The organism is Candidatus Pantoea soli, assembly GCF_007833795.1.
Lineage (GTDB): Bacteria > Pseudomonadota > Gammaproteobacteria > Enterobacterales > Enterobacteriaceae > Pantoea > Pantoea soli.
In genome coordinates this window covers 2,804,621-2,824,366 of the sequence record NZ_CP032702.1, presented here as the reverse complement: position 1 = coordinate 2,824,366, position 19,746 = coordinate 2,804,621, and the positions used below count along the sequence as shown (strand labels likewise).

17 protein-coding genes and 1 rRNA gene are annotated in these 19,746 nt (G+C 57.2%); 4 read left to right on the top strand and 14 right to left on the bottom strand.

Annotation, left to right across the window (positions count from 1 at the left end):
* Positions 1-87 precede the first annotated feature (87 nt).
* Positions 88-203, top strand: a 5S ribosomal RNA gene (rrf, locus tag D8B20_RS13175).
* 1,184 nt (positions 204-1,387) lie between these two features.
* Positions 1,388-2,680, top strand: a complete 1,293-nt coding sequence (locus tag D8B20_RS13170; RefSeq protein WP_145889294.1) for an MFS family transporter — start codon at positions 1,388-1,390, stop codon at positions 2,678-2,680.
* On the opposite strand, the gene D8B20_RS13165 is transcribed toward D8B20_RS13170, so the two are convergent.
* The 5 genes from D8B20_RS13165 to trxC all read right to left on the bottom strand — a co-directional run bounded on the left by D8B20_RS13165 (position 2,681) and on the right by trxC (position 8,407).
* On the bottom strand, positions 2,681-3,001 hold the full coding sequence (locus D8B20_RS13165; protein WP_145889293.1) for a YfiM family lipoprotein: 321 nt from the start codon (positions 2,999-3,001) through the stop codon (positions 2,681-2,683).
* Between the two features lie 3 nt (positions 3,002-3,004).
* Positions 3,005-4,360: a CDP-diacylglycerol--serine O-phosphatidyltransferase gene (gene pssA, locus D8B20_RS13160; RefSeq protein WP_145890575.1), complete on the bottom strand. Its 1,356-nt coding sequence runs from the start codon at positions 4,358-4,360 to the stop codon at positions 3,005-3,007.
* 86 nt (positions 4,361-4,446) lie between these two features.
* Complete coding sequence (locus tag D8B20_RS13155; RefSeq protein WP_145890573.1) at positions 4,447-7,134, bottom strand: bifunctional acetate--CoA ligase family protein/GNAT family N-acetyltransferase; 2,688 nt, start codon at positions 7,132-7,134, stop codon at positions 4,447-4,449.
* Positions 7,135-7,220: 86 nt separating this feature from the next.
* Positions 7,221-7,913: a tRNA-uridine aminocarboxypropyltransferase gene (locus D8B20_RS13150; protein ID WP_145889292.1), complete on the bottom strand. Its 693-nt coding sequence runs from the start codon at positions 7,911-7,913 to the stop codon at positions 7,221-7,223.
* 74 nt (positions 7,914-7,987) lie between these two features.
* A complete protein-coding gene (gene trxC / locus D8B20_RS13145; protein ID WP_145889291.1) occupies positions 7,988-8,407 on the bottom strand; it encodes a thioredoxin TrxC in 420 nt (139 codons plus the stop codon).
* 156 nt (positions 8,408-8,563) lie between these two features.
* On the opposite strand from trxC, the gene D8B20_RS13140 reads away from it, so the two are divergent.
* Positions 8,564-9,676 carry a tRNA/rRNA methyltransferase gene (locus D8B20_RS13140; protein ID WP_145889290.1) on the top strand — a complete coding sequence of 371 codons (1,113 nt, stop codon included), beginning with the start codon at positions 8,564-8,566 and terminating at the stop codon, positions 9,674-9,676.
* A gap of 39 nt (positions 9,677-9,715) precedes the next feature.
* Here D8B20_RS13140 and emrB read toward each other — a convergent pair whose 3' ends face one another.
* From emrB to D8B20_RS13095, 9 genes are all read right to left on the bottom strand, one after another.
* Positions 9,716-11,251 carry a multidrug efflux MFS transporter permease subunit EmrB gene (emrB, locus tag D8B20_RS13135; protein WP_145889289.1) on the bottom strand — a complete coding sequence of 512 codons (1,536 nt, stop codon included), beginning with the start codon at positions 11,249-11,251 and terminating at the stop codon, positions 9,716-9,718.
* A gap of 17 nt (positions 11,252-11,268) precedes the next feature.
* Positions 11,269-12,441, bottom strand: a complete 1,173-nt coding sequence (emrA, locus tag D8B20_RS13130; RefSeq protein WP_145889288.1) for a multidrug efflux MFS transporter periplasmic adaptor subunit EmrA — start codon at positions 12,439-12,441, stop codon at positions 11,269-11,271.
* 150 nt (positions 12,442-12,591) lie between these two features.
* Positions 12,592-13,122: a transcriptional repressor MprA gene (mprA, locus tag D8B20_RS13125; RefSeq protein WP_145889287.1), complete on the bottom strand. Its 531-nt coding sequence runs from the start codon at positions 13,120-13,122 to the stop codon at positions 12,592-12,594.
* A gap of 311 nt (positions 13,123-13,433) precedes the next feature.
* Entirely contained in the window at positions 13,434-14,621 is a 1,188-nt protein-coding gene (locus tag D8B20_RS13120) for an MFS transporter (RefSeq protein ID WP_145889286.1), read from the bottom strand.
* 215 nt (positions 14,622-14,836) lie between these two features.
* Positions 14,837-15,796 (bottom strand): class 1b ribonucleoside-diphosphate reductase subunit beta, encoded by a 960-nt coding sequence (gene nrdF, locus D8B20_RS13115; RefSeq protein WP_145889285.1) that lies wholly within the window; start codon positions 15,794-15,796, stop codon positions 14,837-14,839.
* Positions 15,797-15,804: 8 nt separating this feature from the next.
* On the bottom strand, positions 15,805-17,943 hold the full coding sequence (gene nrdE / locus D8B20_RS13110; RefSeq protein WP_145889284.1) for a class 1b ribonucleoside-diphosphate reductase subunit alpha: 2,139 nt from the start codon (positions 17,941-17,943) through the stop codon (positions 15,805-15,807).
* Entirely contained in the window at positions 17,922-18,326 is a 405-nt protein-coding gene (nrdI, locus tag D8B20_RS13105; protein WP_145889283.1) for a class Ib ribonucleoside-diphosphate reductase assembly flavoprotein NrdI, read from the bottom strand. Before nrdI ends, nrdE begins: the two co-directional genes overlap by 22 nt.
* Before the next feature lie 4 nt (positions 18,327-18,330).
* The gene (nrdH, locus tag D8B20_RS13100; protein WP_145889282.1) at positions 18,331-18,573 is read right to left on the bottom strand and encodes a glutaredoxin-like protein NrdH; all 243 of its coding nucleotides are present in this window, start codon (positions 18,571-18,573) and stop codon (positions 18,331-18,333) included.
* Positions 18,574-18,879: 306 nt separating this feature from the next.
* A complete protein-coding gene (locus D8B20_RS13095; RefSeq protein WP_145889281.1) occupies positions 18,880-19,197 on the bottom strand; it encodes a DUF883 family protein in 318 nt (105 codons plus the stop codon).
* A 149-nt stretch (positions 19,198-19,346) separates the two neighbouring features.
* On the opposite strand from D8B20_RS13095, the gene D8B20_RS13090 reads away from it, so the two are divergent.
* Positions 19,347-19,685: a DUF2002 family protein gene (locus D8B20_RS13090; protein ID WP_145889280.1), complete on the top strand. Its 339-nt coding sequence runs from the start codon at positions 19,347-19,349 to the stop codon at positions 19,683-19,685.
* The last annotated feature ends 61 nt before the right edge of the window (positions 19,686-19,746 follow it).

Below are 19,746 nucleotides of genomic sequence, written 5' to 3'. Positions count from 1 at the left end.
AGGCGTTTTGCGGTACCCGGAAAAATTTTCAGCCTTGTTCACGGACTGGTCTGCGCGGCTTCGGCGGCGCGGACGAAACAGAATCTGCCTGGCGGCACTAGCGCGGTGGTCCCACCTGACCCCATGCCGAACTCAGAAGTGAAACGCCGTAGCGCCGATGGTAGTGTGGGGTCTCCCCATGCGAGAGTAGGGAACTGCCAGGCATCCAACAGGTGAAGAAGCCCTGAACGCGAGTTCAGGGCTTTTTTACGTCCGCGCGCCGGGAAAAAGCGCCCCCGCGGGCGCGAAAAGTCCCGCGCGGCGCGGCCCGATCGGGTAAACGGTGGCCGGATTAACCCGGCAGAGGCCCGCCCGCCGCACGCAGGCAGCCGGCGGGCGATAAAGGCTGTCACCTGCGCCGGCCGGAAGATGCCCGGCCCCCTCACTGACTCATACTGTAATCGGCCGGAAAGTGTCCGGCCTCCTTACTTGCTCAGGGCATTCAGAAGGTGTGCGCCGCGCCGGCGCGCGATAAAGCCTGTCAGGACTGTCACCCGTCCCGGCCGGAAAGTGTCCGGCCTCCGTACTCATTCAGGGCATTCAGCAGGTGCCGCCACGCCGGTAGCGCGATAAATCCGGCCGTCTGACCAGGCCGGGAAATATCCGGCCTCCTTATTTGCTCAGGACATTCAGAAGGGCCATGCCAGCTGCGTAATGAAGGCGGCCATCTGCGCCGGCCGGAAAATGCCCGCCCCCTCACTGACTACACTATAATCATGCAGCAGGTACCGCCACGACATTGCGCAGTAAAGACGGTCGTCTGACCAGGCCGGGAAATGTCCGGCCTCCTTACTTTCCCAAAGCATTCAGAAGTTGTGCGCCAGCGCATGATAAAGCCTGCCACCTGTACCAGCAGGAAAACGTCCAGCGCCGCTCACTGACTCAAAGCATTCAGCGGGTGCGCGCCGCGCTCGCGCGTGATAAAGGTGTCTACCGGCGCAGATAGCCCGGTTCGCAACGATGATCACCTGCTCAGTCTGGCAGGTTTTACCCGCGCCAGTGCTGTTCTTCAACGGGATATTTATCATCAGCCATTACCTGACCGCCGGATAAGCTAGATGTCCGCTTTTCAGACGCACCACGAAACCTTACCAACGAAAAACGCTGCAGCGGACGGATGTCCGTATTGGCCGTCTCCTTCAGTAACCAGTCAGTCCATAAGGGGCTGAAAACCAGCGCTTACGTTATGCCACAGGCAAAGCGAACTGCTGCACCTCCGCTGTTTCAGCAGAAACCTCCATCTTCGTCACATTTTGCTCTTCACACCCAGAGACAATTCCCCCGTCGCGTCAGCAAATGCTTTACTGATCCTTTAGCGTCTGTTCTTCACAAGGAAATGAGGTAAAACATGACTGATTCACCACAACAAAACGTGCCGGCGGCGACAAGCAGGCAGCGGATTTGGGCTATTGTCGGCGCATCCTCCGGGAACTTGGTCGAATGGTTCGACTTCTACGTTTATTCTTTTTTCTCCCTCTATTTCGCCCATGTCTTTTTCCCGGCGGGTGATACCACAACACAGCTGTTACAGACTGCAGGCGTGTTTGCGGCGGGCTTTCTGATGCGCCCGATTGGCGGCTGGTTATTTGGTTATATTGCCGACCGTCACGGCCGTAAAGCATCTATGCTGATCTCCGTCTGCATGATGTGTTTCGGATCGCTGGTCATTGCCTGTTTACCGGGATATAGCGAAATCGGCATTACGGCTCCGGTGGTACTGCTGCTGGCGCGTATGTTTCAGGGTTTATCAGTGGGAGGCGAATACGGTACCAGCGCGACCTATATGAGCGAAGTGGCACTTGAAGGGCGTAAGGGGTTTTATGCGTCTTTTCAGTATGTCACGCTGATCGGCGGTCAGCTGCTGGCTGTGCTGACCGTTGTCGTGCTGCAGCATCTTCTCAGTGATGAAGCGTTGCGCAGCTGGGGCTGGCGCATTCCCTTTTTCGCGGGGGCGCTGCTGGCTGTCGTCGCGCTGTGGCTGCGTCGTTCGCTGAATGAAACGTCGGATAAAAAGCATCGGCAGCATCGCGATGCCGGCAGTATTTTTGGCCTGCTGCGTAATCACGCAAAAGCGTTTCTGATGGTGCTGGGGTTCACCGCCGGCGGATCGCTGAGTTTCTATACTTTTACTACCTACATGCAGAAATACCTGGTCAACACCGCCGGCATGGACGCGCGCAGCGCCAGCACGCTGATGACGGGTGCTTTGCTGGTCTTTATGCTGATTCAGCCGATTATTGGCGCACTGTCGGATAAAATTGGCCGGCGTTCTTCCATGATGATCTTTGGCGCCGGCGCGGCAATCTGCACGGTCCCGGTTCTGATGATACTGCAAAATGTTCAGAGCAGCTGGCTGGCTTTTGCGCTGGTTATGCTGTCGCTGATTATCACCAGCTTCTATACCGCGATCAGCGGAATCCTCAAGGCCGAAATGTTTCCGCCTGAAGTGCGTGCGCTCGGGGTTGGCTTGTCTTATGCGGTGGCAAATGCCATCTTTGGCGGCTCGGCAGAGTATGTTGCGTTGCTGCTGAAAAAAGAGGGAATGGAGACCAGCTTCTTCTGGTACGTCTCGGCGATGGGCGGACTGGCTTTTCTGATCTCGCTGATGCTGCACCGCAAGGGCAAAGGTATTGCACTGTGACTACTGGCTGAGATTCCATAATGCGACACCGCTGGCCGCACCGGCAACGTCCCAGCTGAAATCCTTCCAGCTCCAGCCGCTCCCTGCCGGGCGGCTGTCATAAAACTCTTTACCGGCTCCGAAGCCGAGCGAGAACATAAAGCCGAAGCGCAGATTTTGTCCGCGCCCCTGATGCTGATGCTGCGAGAGTTCGCTGCCGGCAGCGGCCAGCGCGGCAGAGGAGAAAAAGTGCTCCGCTTTATCCTTGCCGGTCCAGCTGTCCTGCGCCATGTGCGCACATCCGCTACACAATAAAACCGCACAGAGGATAAGCGCCCGCATGGTTTACAACAGCCGGCTAATCAGTCGATCGATACGGATTCTTCGCAGACGACGAATCAGTTTCCGCACTTTGGCCGGATAATCAGAAATGCTCTCCAGCTCGTGGAAATGTTTCACTACCGTGGTGTGCTGGCGGATTAACGTCAGCTCTTTTTCCCGCTGTTCCGCCAGTTCGTTAAGCGGATCGTGGATCAAAACGGCATTCTCCAGATCCAGCCGCCAGGCGCGCGGATTCAGGTTATTACCGGTGATCATCATCCACTCGTCATCAACCCAGATGCCTTTCAGGTGATAGCTATTTTCACCATCTTTCCACAAGCGCACGGTTAGCTGACCGTTGTTGACGTAATACTGCAAGCGGCTCAGGAAGCGACGCAGATTGATTTCATACAGATACGGTAGCGCACCAATAATTTTGAACGGCTCGCCCGGCGGGATATAAAAATCGTTCGCGGTTTTATCTCCGACGATAATTTCCACTTCCCGGCCCTGACGCAGCAGCTGGATCAGATTGCGTACCAGAATGGCAGGCAGATTGAAATAGGGCGTACACAAGGTCAGCTTGCGTTCTGCACACGGCATCAAATGGAAGATGGTTTTGTTCAGCAGGCTGCGTTTGCCTAAGCCGACCAGTGGCGTTACCGTCAGGGATTCGTTGCCGGCGTTTCCGGTGAACTGATAGTTGAAGCTGCGCAATTCCTGACGGAACTGACGTGTTTCATTTTTGATTTCCGGGCTGGAGGGGCGTTCGGCCTGATCGAGGCGGTTAACCGCTTCTGACTGCTTCAGGTTCTCGCCAATCCACTCGTACATGGTGTCGGCCAGCTGCGGATTGCGAATAAGCTGGTAGCGATCGTAGCGATACCGGTCGTGCTGATGCAGATAAACATCATTCAGGCTGGCACCGCTGTAAAGCAGGGTGTCATCAATGATGAAGCCTTTCAGATGCAGTACACCCAGCGCTTCCCGCGTATTAACCGGGATGCCGTAGACCGGAATCGCTATCTCCGGATGCTGCGCTGCCATCTCGCAATACCAGTCTGCATTGGTCACGCCGCGCGCAGCGCCAATACGGCCACGCTGTGCCCGATGCCAGTCTACCAGAATGCTGATATCCAGTTCCGGCCGCGCCTGGCGTGCTGCATATAACGCCTGCATTACCGCACGTCCGCCGTCATCATTTTCCAGATACAGCGCGGCAATACAGATGCGTTTCTCCGCTGCTGCAATTTTCTTCAGCAGGGTCTCGCGGAACTCGGCAGGCGAGTAAAGCGTTGTCACATCCGACACGGATTGTGACAGTTTAGGCAGCTGTGCGAGGTGTTGTTGGTATTTATTACGGTTAAATTTAGACAACATCACAGTGCGCGTCTTCTCTGTTCATCGCATGGCCTTTTGCCATCAAATCATAGTCCTAACGATAAAGGATAACATCAACCAGCCTGTTAAGGAGTTTTTTTACCTTTCTCTACAGGGCAGTCGCGGGTGTCAGCTAAAGGTAAATTGAGGCTGACAATGCCGTCATCCAGCTGAATATCCACGCGAAAATTGAGTTTTCGCGCCAGGGTAATCATGCCGGTGTTATGTGGCATGGTGATACCGTTCAATTGTTGCAGGCCATGATCGCGGGTGTAGCGAATCATCTTTTCCAGTAAGCGCCTGCCCATGCCCAGGCCTTTCAGATCAGAGCGCACCAGCACGGAGAACTCGGCATCAATGTTGTCGGCATCGGAGATGGCTCGCGTCACGCCAATAATTTCCCCGCCTCCGTCTGTCTGACGCACCGCCACTATCGCCATTTCCCGGTCATAATCGATTTGCGTCATATTGGCCAAATCTTCATGCGTGAATTCGTTAATTTCACTGAAATAGCGGTAGTACAAATCCTCTTTCGTCACCTGCGCAATAAAGGCGCGCAGCCGGGGCTCATCTTCCGGCAGAATCGGCCGAAACAGGCAAATCTGGCCATCTTTCAGCTGCACCTGCTCTTCCAGATGATGCGGGTAAGGGCGGATTGCCAGCCGCGCCTCGTTATCACCCCTGAAGGGGGCAAGCTGAAGCGTGACGTCAAGCAGCGTAAACTCATCAGCGGTGGCCAGCAGCGGATGAATATCCAGACGCCGGATCTCCGGGCAATCCACCACCAGATTGGACACCTGTACCAGCAGCTGGCTGAGACCGGCAATATCCAGAGGGCGCAGCGCGCTACGGCTGCGTACTTTGCCACTTTTCATTGCCTGAATGACCAGATAGCGCGCCAGCGTCATGTTGAGCGGAGGCAGGGCCACCGCTGCCTGTTTTTCCGGCTGCCACTCAACGCCACCTTCACCCAGCAGAATAATCGGGCCAAACAGCGGGTCCTGTTCCACCACCACCCGCAGTTCCTGCGCACCCGCGCGATTTGCCATGCTTTGCACCAGCAGGCCATCAATGCGGGCCTGCGGATGGGTATTCCGTACGCGATCGATCATTGCGCCGGCAGCCTGTTCCACCTCAGCGGCGCTGCGCAGATAGAGCATCACGCCCTGCACCTCAGATTTATGGGCAATATCCGGTGAACGCAATTTCAGCGCCACCGGATAACCGATTTGATCGGCAATAGTGGCCGCCTCACGGCTGTCGCTGGCGATCCAGGTGGGCAGGGTGGCGAGACCGTAAGCCTGCAGTACCGGCTGCACCTCATGCGTATCCAGGGTGGTAACGCCATTATCCAGCGCCTGCTGAATCAGCTGGTGCGCCTCGGTGCTGTTTTGCGTCAGTCCCGGCGGCAGCGCCGGCGTTTCCCTGAGCTGTTTCTGATTGCGGCGGTACTCCACCTGGTGCATAAAGGCCGTCACCGTGCCTTCCGGCGTCCGCCAGGTCGGGATGCCCGCCTGGGTAAAGGCACGGCGCGCGGCCTGTGAGGAGTACTCTCCGCACCAGTTGGTCAGAATGGTCACCTGCCTGCCGCGCGGGTGGCGGGCGATGGCGGCGATAATCTGCTCCGCAGTATCACTTGCCGGCGCCACAGCGCTGGGAGAGTGGATAATCATCAGTGCATCAAGATCGTGACTGTGAAGCAGGCATTCGATACAGGCAACATAGAGTGCAGGCGTCGCGCCATCCTTTAAATCGAGGGGGGTACCGCGCCCGACGCCTTCCGGCAACAGCGCCGCTAACGCCTGCAGCGTCTCGTCTCCCGGTGTGGCCAGCTTGCCGTTACGCGCATAGAGTTCATCCAGCGCCATCGCGGCCGGTGCCGCCCCGTTGCTGATAATCATTAACCGATCGCCGCGCAGCGGGCGCATATGGCTGAGGGATTCAACGGCGGAAAACAGCTCATGTGTGTCCTGTACGCGCAGCAAACCGGCACGCTGTATGGCTGCATCCCAGGCGGCATCCAGGCCGCTTTCCGTGCCCATCATGGCCTGTGCCTGATGGCTGCGCCCGCTTTTGATCACCAGAATCGGTTTATTGCGTGACGCGCTGCGCGAGGCCGACACAAAGCGCCGTGCGTCACTGAGATGTTCAAGATAAAGCAGGATTGCGCTGGTTTTGCCGTCACGGGCAAGGAAGTCCAGCAGATCATCGACATCAATATCCAGGCTGTCGCCCAGCGCGATAAACCACGAAAACCCGAGATTGCGCTGCTGCGCCCAGTCAAGAATGGTATTGGAGACCGCGGCCGACTGGGAAATAAACGCAATGCGTCCCCGGGCAATCGGGACGGGCGAAAAGCTGGCATTCAGCTCCTGCCACGGGGCGAGCAGCCCGAGACTGTTTGGTCCCAGCAGGCGGATCTGCCACTGGCTGGCGCAGGCTTTCAGCGCCTCATGCTGGCTGGCCGGTGCCGAAAGGATAATGCAGGCTTTGCAGCCTTTCTCTCCCAGCTGCTGCAGCAGTTCAAGGTTACGCTTTGCATGCGTGCAGATGACGGCGAGATCGGGGGCGAAGGGCAGGCTGGCGATATCCGGCCAGGCCAGCACGCCGCTTACCGCTTTATAGGCGGGCGTCACCGGCAGCACCGGGCCGTTAAACCCGCCCGCCAGCAGGTTACGCATCATAAAATAACCGGCGCGGCCCGGCTTTGCCGAGGCGCCAATTACTGCGATTGATTTAGGTCGTAACAGCGCTTCCAGTCCACGTTGGCTCATCATCCGCTCCTGCTATCGGGATTGGCATGATTGTAAACGCTTTTGCCTGCCTTGCCGATTCGGTGACGTCAGGCTGCGAGCCAGCTTCAGAAATCTGTCTGCTGTGCGTGAACAGGGTGGTGCGGTTTACCTGCCAGATACGCATGACGAAAATGTTCAAAATGCTGCTGCAGCGCCGCCGCCGCCGTGGCGTCACCCGCCTGTGCCAGCAGCGCAGCGGCCACTTCGGCGGTGCAGTGCTGGCCAACACCATGTGCTTCGCGCAGGGTATAGCGTGAAGGGGTGCTGACATTCAGAGACATCACCGGAAAGCGATCCAGCCACGGGCTTTTGCGAAACATCTTGCGCGCTTCACTCCAGGTGCCATCCAGCATAATAAACAGCGGCGGTTTGCCGTCGATGGGCGGATGGGTCAGTACCGTGCGATCGGCATCCGCATAGGCGGCAGGAAACACCACGACCGGCTGATAATCACCGGTGTTAACGGCGGCAAGCATCGCCGCGTCCGGTTCCGTACGTGACCAGCCAAACGCCAGCGTATCCGGCAGGATATCGGCGATCAGGCGCCCGGTGTTACTGGGTTTCATCGGCTCGGAATCAAACATCACCAGGCAAAACCGGCTGCGCGCCTGCTGCGGCTGCAGCGTGGCACACAGGCAATTTTTCTGCGGCAGCAGGCAGCGCTGACAGCGCAGCACGCGGTTGCCGCGCGCCAGAAACGGACGCGTGGCACGGGCTAAACGTTGCGCACGTAAGCGCAGGACGGCATTTTCAGACATAAATAAGCAGGCAGGAAAAAACGCCAGTGTAATAGAAGAGAAAAAACAAGGCCAGCACGCGGCTGGCCTGAAGGTCAGAGTGACTCGTCCAGCCACTCGTTGAACGGCGCTTTTGGCATCGCGCCATTCAGGATGTCGACCATCTCCCCGTTCTTAAACAGCATGATGGTAGGGATGCTGCGGATGCGAAAGCGTGAGCTCAGGGCGGGTTCCGCTTCGGTGTTAACCTTTACAAAACGTACTTTGCCACGACGCTCGTCGGCAACTTCTTTAAACACCGGCGCGAAGTTAACACACGGGCCGCACCAGGGCGCCCAGAAATCCACCACTACCGGCAGATCGTCCTGTAAAAACTTATCCAGCGTGGCAGCCGTGGCGTTGGCCACATCGCCCGTAAACAGTTCATCGCCGCAGCGGCCACATTTGGCGCCATCAGCGATACGCGTCTCAGGAACGCGGTTAGTTGCCTGACAGGAGGCACATACAGTATTCATCGTCACCTCAGACCGGACCGGTAAATCTCATCATTGCCGGACATTATGAAAAGGTTGGATGCTATGCTCAATCTGGATTACCCGATAGGTTCAATAGTTGATAGCTAAGCGCCGATACATCAGGTAATCTTCGCGCTCTCAATGCTGGAGGAACAGATGAACGACGAATTTAAAGGCAAAAGCGGCAAGGTAAAAGTGATGTATGTACGTGATGAGGAGAGCGGTCAAAAGCCCAATCCCCGTACCGGCAGAGGCGGCCGTTCCGCTCCGCGCCAGGAAGAGAGTCGTCGTTCGGGTCCTCGCAGTGCACGTAATAATGAAGAAACCAGCCGGGGTCGCGCACCGCGTAGCGAAGAGAGCGGCCGCGCGCGTACCGCACGCAGCAGCGACGATCGCAGCCGCCGTAACGATCGTGACGATCGCGGTTTCAGTGATTCACCGTGGCGCACCGTGTCACGCCCGCCGGTAACGGCAGGAGAAACGCCGCGCGACGATGAAAACAGCAGCAAGCCGGTAATCGATCCGGAGCAGATCCGCCGTCAGCGTCAGGAAGAGACGCGCGTGTACGGTGAAAACGCCTGTCAGGCGCTGTTCCAGAGCCGCCCGGAAAGTATTGTTCGCGCCTGGTTTGTACAGAGCGTGACGCCGCGCTTCCGCGAAACCCTGCGCTGGCTGGCGGCGAACCGCAAAGCCTATCACGTGGTGGAGGATGCCGAGCTGGCTAAAGCTTCCGGGACAGAACACCACGGCGGCGTGTGCTTTATTATTAAAAAGCGTGTTGGCATGGCGGTATCGGAGTGGCTGAAGCAGGCAGGCAGCAAAGATTGTGTGCTGGCGCTGGAAGATGTCAGCAACCCACACAACCTGGGTGCCATTATGCGCAGCTGCGCCCACTTTGGCGTGAAAGGTCTGCTAGTGAATGACGCCGCGCAGCTGGAATCCGGTGCCGCAGTGCGTACCGCAGAAGGCGGTGCAGAGCATGTTCAGGCAATCAGCGGCGAGGATTTCGCGGCCAGCCTGGCTGCGTTCCGTAAAGCCGGTTATACCATCGTGACTACCTCCAGCCATACGGGCACACCGCTGGCAAAAGCTGAGCTGCCCGCCAGAATGGTGCTGGTGCTGGGCCAGGAGCGTGAAGGTCTGTCCGACAGCGCTTTCCAGCAGGGTGATATCAGCCTGTCGATTGGCGGAACCGGCAACGTTGAAAGCCTCAATGTCTCCGTCGCCACCGGGGTTCTGCTTGCCGAATGGTGGCGTCAGAACGCATAAAAAAAACGGGCCGCTCAGGCCCGTTTTTGTGTCTGCCGATCAGTGAGCGCCACCGCCACCGCCGCCAGCACCAAACGGCGGACGCGCAAACCACACCAGCACCAGCAGAATCAGGAACACTCCCGCCGAAGCCCAGAAAATCTCATTAGCGGAGATAATCAGGCCCTGATTGGTGATCTGCTGCGCAATCCACGCCGAAGCCTGCTGATGCGTCATGCCCATACCTTGCAGCTGATCGTACATCTGCTGCGAATTCACGTTGTATGGCGTAACGGATTCGCTGAGATAGCTGTGATGCATTGATTCGCGATCGGTCCACATGGTGGTGGTGATGGAAGTGCCGATCGAGCCGGCCAGCGTACGCACAAAGTTTGAGAGGCTGGAGGCCGCCGCCAGACGCTCCGGCGGTAAACCGGAAAGCGTAATGGTGGTCAGCGGCATGAAGAAGCACGCCACTGCGAAGCCCTGGATAAACTGCGGCCAGGCTGAGGCGCCAAAATCCATCCCCGGCTCAAACGTATACGCACGCCAGTAGAAGCACACCGCATACATGATAAAGCTGAAGGTCACCAGCCGGCGCATATCCAGCTTATGCGCAAAACGCCCGATAATCGGCGACAGGATCACTGGAATAATCCCGACCGGCGCAGAGGCCAGGCCGGCCCAGGTGGCGGTATAGCCGTACACCTCCTGCAGCAGCTGTGGCAGCAGGACAATTGAGCCGAAGTAGAGCATGTACGCCAGGCTAATCGACAAACAGCCAATGGTAAAATTGCGCATCTTAAACAGCGACAAATCCACAATCGGGTGTTTATCAGTCAGCTCCCACACCAGCAGCACCGAGAGCGCCACTACCGCGACCACCGTCAGCACCACGATCTCGGTTGAGCTGAACCAGTCCAGCTCTTTACCGCGGTCCAGCATCACCTGCAGCGCACCAATACCCACCACCAGCAGCACCAGGCCAACAATATCAATCGGGCGGATTTCCGTTTTGGTTTCACGGCCGCGCAGCGTTTGCAGCGTCAGCATCACCACCACCACGCCAATTGGCACGTTGATAAAGAAGATCCAGCCCCAGTGATAGTTATCGCTGATCCAGCCGCCCAGGATCGGGCCGCAAATCGGCGCGACAATCACCGTCATGGCCCACAGCGACAGCGCAATGCTGCGCTTTGCCGGCGGATAATTGCTCAGTAGCAGGCTCTGTGAAAGAGGAATCAGCGGGCCCGCTACCACGCCCTGCAGGATACGGAAGAAGATCAGCATCTCCAGGCTTTCGGACATGCCGCACGCCCAGGAGGCGAGGGCGAACAGGACCGTTGCCCAGGTGAACAGTTTCACTTCGCCAACGCGCTTCGCCAGCCAGCCGGTGATCGGAATCGAGATGGCGTTCGCCACCCCGAAAGAGGTGATCACCCAGGTACCCTGCGAGTTCGACGCCCCGAGGTTACCGGCGATGGTGGGAATCGCCACGTTGGCGATGGTGGAGTCCAGCACCTGCATGAACGTCGCCAGCGACAGGGCGATGGTCATCAGGACTAACGGCGCACCTTCAAGCGGTTTTTGTGCCATAACAGCCTCCGGCGAAGTTAGCCAGCGTTAGCACGGACGATGTCAGCGATCATCTGATTCACCGGCGCAAGGTCAATCGCCAGCGCATTACTTTCATAAGCCGCCCGATCGCGCACGCTGCTGGCCAGCACCGCACCCTCTTTATTCTGGGTGTCCACTTTCACCAGCGTCGACAGGCCAATGCGCAGCGGATGCTGTGCCACTTCCTGCGGGTCCAGTTCAATACGCACCGGCAGACGCTGCACGACTTTGATCCAGTTGCCGGTGGCGTTTTGCGCCGGCAGCAGCGAGAACGCACTGCCGGTGCCCATATCCAGACCGACCACTTTACCGTGATACTCAATGTCATCACCGTAAATGTCGCTGATCACCGTGGCCGGCTGACCAATGCGCACGCCTGCCAGCTGCGTCTCTTTAAAGTTGGCGTCTACCCACAGGTTGGTGGCCGGTACCACCGCCAGCAGCGGCGTGCTGGTGGAGATTTGTGAGCCCACCTGCACACTGCGGCGTGACACATAACCATCCATCGGGCTGCGGATATCGGTGCGCTGCAGAGCCAGCCAGGCATCACGCAGTTCCGCGGCGCTCTGTTTGACTGCCGGCTGGTTTTCCAGATCGGTATTCAGAATCATCGCCTGATTCGCGTTGTACTGCTGCACGGCTACGTCCAGCTGCGCTTTGGCAGTGGCCACTGCATCGCGGGCGTGCTGCAGCTCTTCGCGGCCAATCAAATTAGAAGCGCCCAGCGGTTCACGGCGTTTCAGATCCGCTTCCGCCTGCTCCAGCGCCGTCTGCTGCAGCTTGATGCTGGCCTGATACTGTTTGCTGTTAATCATTAACTGATGCGTCTGCCGCACGCTGGTGGCAAGGGCTGTCTGCGCTTTTTCAAACGCCTGCTGCGCGTCGGTTTTATCCAGTGAGACCAGCACATCGCCTTTTTTCACGAAGTCGGTATCGTCAAACCACACTTTATTGACGCTGCCGGAAACCTGGGCCATCACCTGCACCTGGTTGCCTGCTACATAAGCGTCATCGGTCTCCTGGAAATGGCGCAGCACCAGATACCAGTAAGCCAGATAACCCACACCGATCACGATAAACACGATAGCCAGCAGGATGAGCGCACTTTTGCGCTTATTCTTTTTATTTGCCGGCTGTTGCGGGCTTTGCGCTTCCGCGTTCGCACTCATGTTGTTCTCCACGTTTTCCAGGTAGCCGGGATGCGTTGTTCCGTCAACGCGGTTTCCCGAGTCGAAAAAGGCCAGCGCTTGCGACGCTGGCCGGATAAAAGGGGACTAAAATAGCGATTTCGGAAGGTGATTGTGTCGCACTTCTTGCTATTAGCGGGACAGAGAAGCGATAACCTGATCTTCATCCATTTTATCAAGACGATTAAGCAATTTACGGGTGATGGCTTCCAGCTGCTCCTGCTCGGCAGCGGTCAGCGAAGACCACAGATACTGCAGGCTCTGATGCTGCGGCGGCAGCAGCTGACGTAAGAATTCGTTACCCTTTTCCGTCAGGTGGAGATGCAGGCAGCGGCGGTCATTATCACTTTCACGGCGTTCAATCCAGCCGCGCTTTTCCAGCTCATCGGCGATGCGGGTGGCGTTGGTGCGGGAAGAGCCCAGCGCGGAGCTCAGCTCCGACGGCTGAATACTCTGGTTCTCCTGCGCATCCAGCGTGATCAGCGCCATGAATAAGGTTTCGTTAATTCCCTGCGCCTTCAACATTTTGTTGCGATTATCCAGCAGCTTACCCTGCATGTGCATGCACAGACGGGTCAGGATAATCTCCTGCAGCGGAAAATCTTTATGGCGATTAGCACGGATGTTTAACATCTGCTCAATGGGAGTAAACGAACTTTCCATTTAAAAAACCTCTTAGTTGCAACAAATATAGTAATGAGAGTGACAGATAAAGCGTAGTCATATTTTCCGCCTGTGATTGTTCACACGATCACACTGTCAGCACCTGGCGTACCTGGGTGTTCCGCCACCCGGGGCAACGTCCTGGCCCGCCGCTTTACCGGCAAACGGCTCCTGTCATCCATTCATCCCGTGAAATCTTTTACTGCCTAATAATTTCACGAGAAAAAATAACTCTTGTGAATAAGTGTGCGGCTAACCATAACAAACCCCATCATTAATGAACAGTATTCGTCAGGATTTCACGCACACCTTTACGCTTTCTGAACAGTCTCGTTGCGCGCGTTGCGCCACCAGACCAGCAGGTTCAGCAGGGTAGTAATGACGCCAGCCCCACAAACGCCATACCATCCCGCCAGATGGAAGGCATTGGCTGACACAATCGAGCCCAGCGCGCCGCCGATAAAATAACTGGTCATGTAACCGGCGGTCAGACGATTGCGCGCTTCAGGCATATTGCGGTAAATCACGCTCTGATTGGTGATATGCACACCCTGCACCGCCAGATCCAGCAGCAGGATGCCGCCAATCAGCGCGGGCAGGCTGTGCGCGCCCAGCGCGGTCAGCGCCCAGGACGCCAGCATAATCAGCAGTCCGATGCTGGTGGTGAGCCTGGCCTTTCCTTTATCTGCCAGACTTCCTGCCTGACGTGCAGCCAGCGCACCGGCCGCGCCCACCAGCCCCAGCAGGCCGATTTCGCCCTCGCTGAACCCCCACGGCGGTGAGGCCAGCAGAAACGCCATCGACGTCCACAGCATGCTGAAATTGGCGAAACTCAGGCAGCCGGTCAGGGCGCGGGTACGCAGGACAGCATTACCGGCATAAAGGCTGAAGATGGAGCGCAGCAGTTGCGAATACTTAAGCGGCACCGCCTGCTGGTAGCGCGGCAGATAACGCCACAGCGCCAGCGCCATCAGAATCATGAGTCCGCTGGCGGTCCAGTAGACGCTGCGCCAGCCACTCAGCTGCGCCAGGGTCCCGGCGACGGTGCGCGCCAGCAGAATGCCCAGCAGCAGGCCGCTCATCACCGTGCCCACCACTTTGCCGCGTTTTTCCGGCGCGGCCAGCGTGGCCGCCAGCGGCACCAGAATTTGCGCGACCACGGAAAACAGCCCGGTGATCACCGTGCCCAGCAGCATCAGTGGCAGGGAAGAGGAGAGCGCCGTAATAACCATACCGCCCGCTGCCAGCAGGCTCATCGTCACGATCAGTCCGCGCCGTTCCAGCCTGTCGCCCAGCGGCACCAGCAGCAGTAAGCCGCAGGCATACCCCAGCTGCGCCGTGGTGACAATAAAGCCGGCGAGGCTGACCGAAAGATGAAACTGTTGCGCAATGGTATCCAGCAGCGGCTGTACGTAGTAGTTGCTGGCCACGGCTAGACCGGTCGCCACTGACATCAGGGCAACCAGCGCGGGACTGAGTCCCGGTTGCGTGGGCTTCATCGCGAGCGGGGGAGGTAAATAATCATATGTGGGTAATAATAACCCAAAAAATTATTTCATTAATGTGTTAATTAACAGGACGTACCAGTGCGCTATAGCGCACGCTTCGCTTATTCGATGGCGGCTGCATGTCAGTAAGCGACGGCATCACGTTTTAGCGCCTGCAGAAGCCCGTCAGGCAGTCTGGATGACTCACCCGCCGGGCAGCGTGGCAATCAGAAATTCCAGTCCTCGTCTTCGGTCTCAACTGCCTTGCCCATCACATAGGAGGAGCCGGAGCCAGAGAAGAAGTCATGGTTTTCGTCGGCATTGGGCGAAAGCGCCGCCAGAATTGCCGGGTTTACCGCAGTGAGCTCCGCGGGGAAAAGCGCTTCATAGCCAAGATTCATCAGTGCCTTATTGGCATTGTAATGCAGGAAGGTTTTCACCTCTTCTGCCCAGCCGGTGCCGGCGTACAGCGTGTCGGTGTAAGCCACTTCGTTTTCGTACAGCGCCAGCAGCAGGTCGATGGCAAACTGTTGCAGCGCTTCACGGCGCGCGGCATCCACCTGTTCCAGCGCTTTCTGGTATTTGTAGCCGATATAGTAGCCGTGCACTGCCTCATCGCGGATGATCAGACGAATCAGATCGGCGGTATTGGTCAGCTTACCGCGGCTGGACCAGTACATCGGCAGCCAGAAGCCGGAGTAAAACAGGAACGATTCCAGAAACACGCTGGCAATTTTTTTCTTCAGCGGATCGTCTGCCTGATAGTGCTGCAGCACGATACGCGCTTTGTTCTGCAGCGCCTCATTCTCTTCACTCCAGCGGTAGGCCGCGTCCACATCAGCGCTGTGGCACAGCGTCGAAAAAATCGAACTGTAGGAACGGGCATGCACCGCTTCCATAAAGCTGATGTTCGACAGCACCGCTTCTTCATGCGGCGTCAGGGCATCGCCCATCAACCCTGGCGCACCGATGACATTCTGGATGGTATCCAGCAGCGTCAGACCGGTAAACACGCGGATAGTCAGCTGCTGCTGCGTGCGATCCAGCGCCTGCCAGGCGGGCAGATCGCCGGAGAGCGGTACTTTTTCCGGCAGCCAGAAATTGCTGGTCAGCCGGTTCCATACCTCAAGGTCTTTCTCGTCCTGCAGACGGTTCCAGTTAATAGCCTGAATAGTGGGTGTATGCATGATTATCCTCACAGGGCGCAGGACACGCAGCCCTGCACCTCCGTGCCCTGTAGCGCCATCTGGCGCAGGCGAATGTAATAGAGTGTTTTGATGCCTTTTTTCCATGCGTAGATCTGCGCTTTATTGATATCGCGCGTGGTCACGTCATCACGGAAAAACAGCGTGAGCGACAACCCCTGGTCAACGTGGCGGGTGGCCTCCGCGTAGGTATCGATAATCGCCTCCGGTCCAATCTGGTAAGCGTCCTGATACAGCGCCAGATTGTCATTGGTCATAAAGGGAGCCGGATAATAGACGCGGCCGGTTTTTCCCTCTTTGCGAATCTCAATGCGCGACACAATCGGGTGAATGCTCGATGTCGCATGGTTGATATAGGAGATGGAACCGGTCGGCGGAATCGCCTGCAGGTTCTGGTTATACAGACCATGCGTCATCACCGCGTCGCGCAGTGCCTGCCAGTCAGCCTGGTCGGGCAGGGCAATACCGGCGGCAGCGAACAGCTGTGCGACCCGCGCCGTGCGCGGCTGCCAGCGCCGGGAGAGGTATTTCGTAAAATAGTGTCCGCTGGCGTACTGCGACTGTTCGAAGCCCGCAAAGCGCTGATTACGCTCCTGCGCCAGCAGGCAGGAAGTGCGCAGCGCGTGGTAGGTGACGCAATAGAAATAGATATTGGTAAAATCCAGCGCCTCCTCAGAGCCGTAAGCGATGCCTTCGCGGGCCAGATAGCCGTGCAAATTCATCTGACCCAGCCCAATAGCATGTGACTGGCGATTACCTTCTGCCACCGATGGCACGGCGCGAATATCGCTCATGTCAGAGACGGCGGTCAGCGCCCGAACGGCCCGTTCGACGGTTTGCCCCAGATTGCCGGCATCCATCGCGTGGGCAATGTTCAGCGAGCCAAGGTTGCAGGAGATATCTTTGCCAACGCGGCGATAGCTGAGGTCCTCGTGGTACTCACTGGCCTGATTGACCTGCAGGATTTCCGAGCACAGGTTACTCATATTAATGCGGCCGGCAATCGGGTTGCTGCGGTTTACGCTGTCCTCAAACAGGATGTAGGGGTAGCCGGATTCAAACTGAATCTCAGCCAGCGTCTGAAAGAAATCACGCGGCTTAATCCAGCTGCGACGAATACGCGTGTCGGCCAGCATCGCTTCGTAGTGTTCAGTGATGCTGATATCGCCAAACGCTTTGCCGTAGATGCGCTCCACGTCATAGGGTGAAAACAGCGCCATGTCGCGATTCTCTTTTGCCAGCCGGAACGTGATATCCGGAATGACGACGCCAAGCGACAGCGTTTTGATGCGGATTTTTTCGTCGGCGTTTTCTCGTTTGGTATCAAGGAAGCGCAGAATATCGGGGTGATGCGCGTGCAGCCACACCGCGCCGGCGCCCTGGCGCGCGCCCAGCTGATTGGCGTATGAAAAGGCGTCTTCCAGCATCTTCATCACCGGAATCACGCCGGATGACTGATTTTCAATGCGCTTGATCGGCGCGCCGGCCTCGCGCAGATTAGAGAGCAGGAACGCCACGCCGCCACCGCGTTTCGAGAGCTGCAGCGCCGAGTTCACCGCACGGCCAATCGATTCCATGTTGTCTTCAATGCGCAGCAGAAAACAGGAGACCAGTTCACCGCGCTGTTGTTTGCCGCAGTTCAGGAAGGTCGGTGTCGCTGGCTGAAAGCGGCCGCTCAGTATTTCATCCAGCAGCTGACGTGCCTGCGTCTCATCGCCCTGAGCCAGCGTCAGCGCCACCATACAGGCGCGCTGCGGGAAGGTTTCCAGATAGCGTTTACCGTCAAAGGTTTTCAGCGTGTAGCTGGTGTAAAACTTCCATGCGCCCAGAAAGGTGTGAAAGCGGAAACCGCTGGCTTCCGCCGCCTCATGCAGCTGGCACAAAAAGCCGAAATCGTACTGATTCAGCACGGCGGCGTCGTAGTAGCCCTGATCCACCAGATAGCGCAGTCGTTCTCCCGCTGACGCGAAGGTCATGCTGTTGGGCCGCACGTGCTGCAGGAAAAACTGCCGCGTCGCCTCGCGATCTTTCTCAAACTGAATACGACCTTCGGCGTCATACAAATTCAGCATCGCATTCAGCGCGTGGTAGTCCACCGGCGCAGCCGTTAGTGTGTCTGTCGTTGCCAAAATTGGGTTACTCCCGCTTTTACGTTAGCAATATCGTCAGGCGTCCCGATCAGCTCAAAGCGGTAGAGATAAGGAACCTGACATTTGTGCGCAATGATGTCGCCCGCCAGGCAGAAGCCGTCCCCGAAGTTGCGGTTGCCGGCGGCAATCACGCCGCGGATACCGCGCCGGTTTGCGTCATCATTAAGAAACTGAATTACCTGTGCGGGCACTGCGCCGCGTGCGCCGCCGCCGCCATAGCTCGGCACCACCAGAATATAGGGCTGGCTGATGTGCAGACGCTGCGTTGCGTCAAGCGGAATGCGCTGTGCCGGCAGCCCCAGACGGGTGATAAACCGATGGGTGTTTTCCGACTGGCTGGAAAAATAGACCAGCGGGAACATGGCGCTAAGCTCCGGTTGAGACGTGCTCAGCCAGCCTGGCGAGCTTGTCGGGACGGAAGCCGCTCCAGTGTTCTTCACCGGCCATGACCACCGGCACCTGGCGATAGCCGAGTGTTTTCAGATGCGCCAGCGCGTCAGGCTCGGCATCCAGGTTGATCAGCTGATACGCAACGCCAGCACGATCGAGCGCGTTTTTCGTGGCATCACACTGGACACAGCGATCTTTAGTGTAAATAATAATGCGCATGATTCGTATTTACCTCTATTGGCGGCTGGAGAGCGGATGATGAGGCAGAAGCCACAGACTGCCTTCTTTGTCAGGGCAGATGTCCGTTCGTCATTTTCTGAGGTGAATACTAGATGTAGTGCTTATAGCGATCAAGCGCACTATATATGGGGTTTTGCGATTCTGGCGAGTGGAAAACGGCTCAAGTCAGCAGGCATGCGGTCTGCAGTGGTAAAAAAAAATTTTTTACGTTCTGCGTCAGGAACAGGCGCGTAAAAACGAAAAAGCCCCGCATCTGCGAGGCTTTTGTCTGGGGTAAAGCAGGGCTTAGCGGCGCGACACCAGCAGCGCACCCAGCACCAGGCCAACGGCGGCACCGATACCTACGCCATACCAGGGTTTATCATGCACATAAGCATCGACCTGATAGCCTGCATCGCGCGCCGCCTGAGAGACGCGATTATTATGGCCGTTCAGTTTCGCGCGGGTCTGCTTCAGCAGCGCCTGCGCCTGACTGCGGGCGTTATCGACTTCATCTTTGGCGTCGCTGCCATAGGATTTCAGTAACGCTTCCAGTGAATCGGCCAGTTCGTTTACATCCTGATTGATATCAATGTCATCGTTTTTGCTGGTTCGATTAAACATTTTTCGCTCCCTTTGATTTAAAACGTAATACTAAGTGTAGTCGAAACGTCAATAAACGCAGCGATGTGCCAGGCTTTAGGGAAATTCCGAATGGCCTGTACCCGGGTGCTGTTGTAAGGTTGCGGGGCTGTGAGAAGAGAGGAGCAAGCATGTATTTACGTCCGGATGAGGTAGCGCGCGTACTGGAAAAAGCAGGGTTCGAAATGGACGTCCTGACGCCAAAAACTTACGGTTATCGCCGCGGCGAAAACTATGTCTACGTTAACCGTGAAGCGCGTATGGGGCGCACCGCGTTGATCATTCACCCGACGCTGAAAGAGAAAAGTCAGCACTTTGCGGAACCCGCTTCGGAAATGAAAACCTGCGATCACTACACGCAGTTCCCTCTCTACCTGATGGGCGATTCGCAGGAACATTACGGTATTCCACACGGATTCAGCTCGCGCGTTGCGCTGGAACGCTACCTGCAGGGTGTGTTCGGCGGCTAAGGTTCTGCCCCGTCACGGCGGGGCTGAACGCCTTTCCTGATAAATCCCCACCTTTTGCCAC

Bases quoted from the DNA above. Each gene is read 5' to 3' on its own strand.
- D8B20_RS13170 (WP_145889294.1), top strand. From the start codon at position 1,388: ATGACTGATTCACCACAACAAAACGTGCCGGCGGCGACAAGCAGGCAG.
- D8B20_RS13165 (WP_145889293.1), bottom strand. From the start codon at position 3,001: ATGCGGGCGCTTATCCTCTGTGCGGTTTTATTGTGTAGCGGATGTGCG.
- pssA (WP_145890575.1), bottom strand. From the start codon at position 4,360: ATGTTGTCTAAATTTAACCGTAATAAATACCAACAACACCTCGCACAG.
- D8B20_RS13155 (WP_145890573.1), bottom strand. From the start codon at position 7,134: ATGAGCCAACGTGGACTGGAAGCGCTGTTACGACCTAAATCAATCGCA.
- D8B20_RS13150 (WP_145889292.1), bottom strand. From the start codon at position 7,913: ATGTCTGAAAATGCCGTCCTGCGCTTACGTGCGCAACGTTTAGCCCGT.
- trxC (WP_145889291.1), bottom strand. From the start codon at position 8,407: ATGAATACTGTATGTGCCTCCTGTCAGGCAACTAACCGCGTTCCTGAG.
- D8B20_RS13140 (WP_145889290.1), top strand. From the start codon at position 8,564: ATGAACGACGAATTTAAAGGCAAAAGCGGCAAGGTAAAAGTGATGTAT.
- emrB (WP_145889289.1), bottom strand. From the start codon at position 11,251: ATGGCACAAAAACCGCTTGAAGGTGCGCCGTTAGTCCTGATGACCATC.
- emrA (WP_145889288.1), bottom strand. From the start codon at position 12,441: ATGAGTGCGAACGCGGAAGCGCAAAGCCCGCAACAGCCGGCAAATAAA.
- mprA (WP_145889287.1), bottom strand. From the start codon at position 13,122: ATGGAAAGTTCGTTTACTCCCATTGAGCAGATGTTAAACATCCGTGCT.
- D8B20_RS13120 (WP_145889286.1), bottom strand. From the start codon at position 14,621: ATGAAGCCCACGCAACCGGGACTCAGTCCCGCGCTGGTTGCCCTGATG.
- nrdF (WP_145889285.1), bottom strand. From the start codon at position 15,796: ATGCATACACCCACTATTCAGGCTATTAACTGGAACCGTCTGCAGGAC.
- nrdI (WP_145889283.1), bottom strand. From the start codon at position 18,326: ATGTTCCCGCTGGTCTATTTTTCCAGCCAGTCGGAAAACACCCATCGG.
- nrdH (WP_145889282.1), bottom strand. From the start codon at position 18,573: ATGCGCATTATTATTTACACTAAAGATCGCTGTGTCCAGTGTGATGCC.
- D8B20_RS13095 (WP_145889281.1), bottom strand. From the start codon at position 19,197: ATGTTTAATCGAACCAGCAAAAACGATGACATTGATATCAATCAGGAT.
- D8B20_RS13090 (WP_145889280.1), top strand. From the start codon at position 19,347: ATGTATTTACGTCCGGATGAGGTAGCGCGCGTACTGGAAAAAGCAGGG.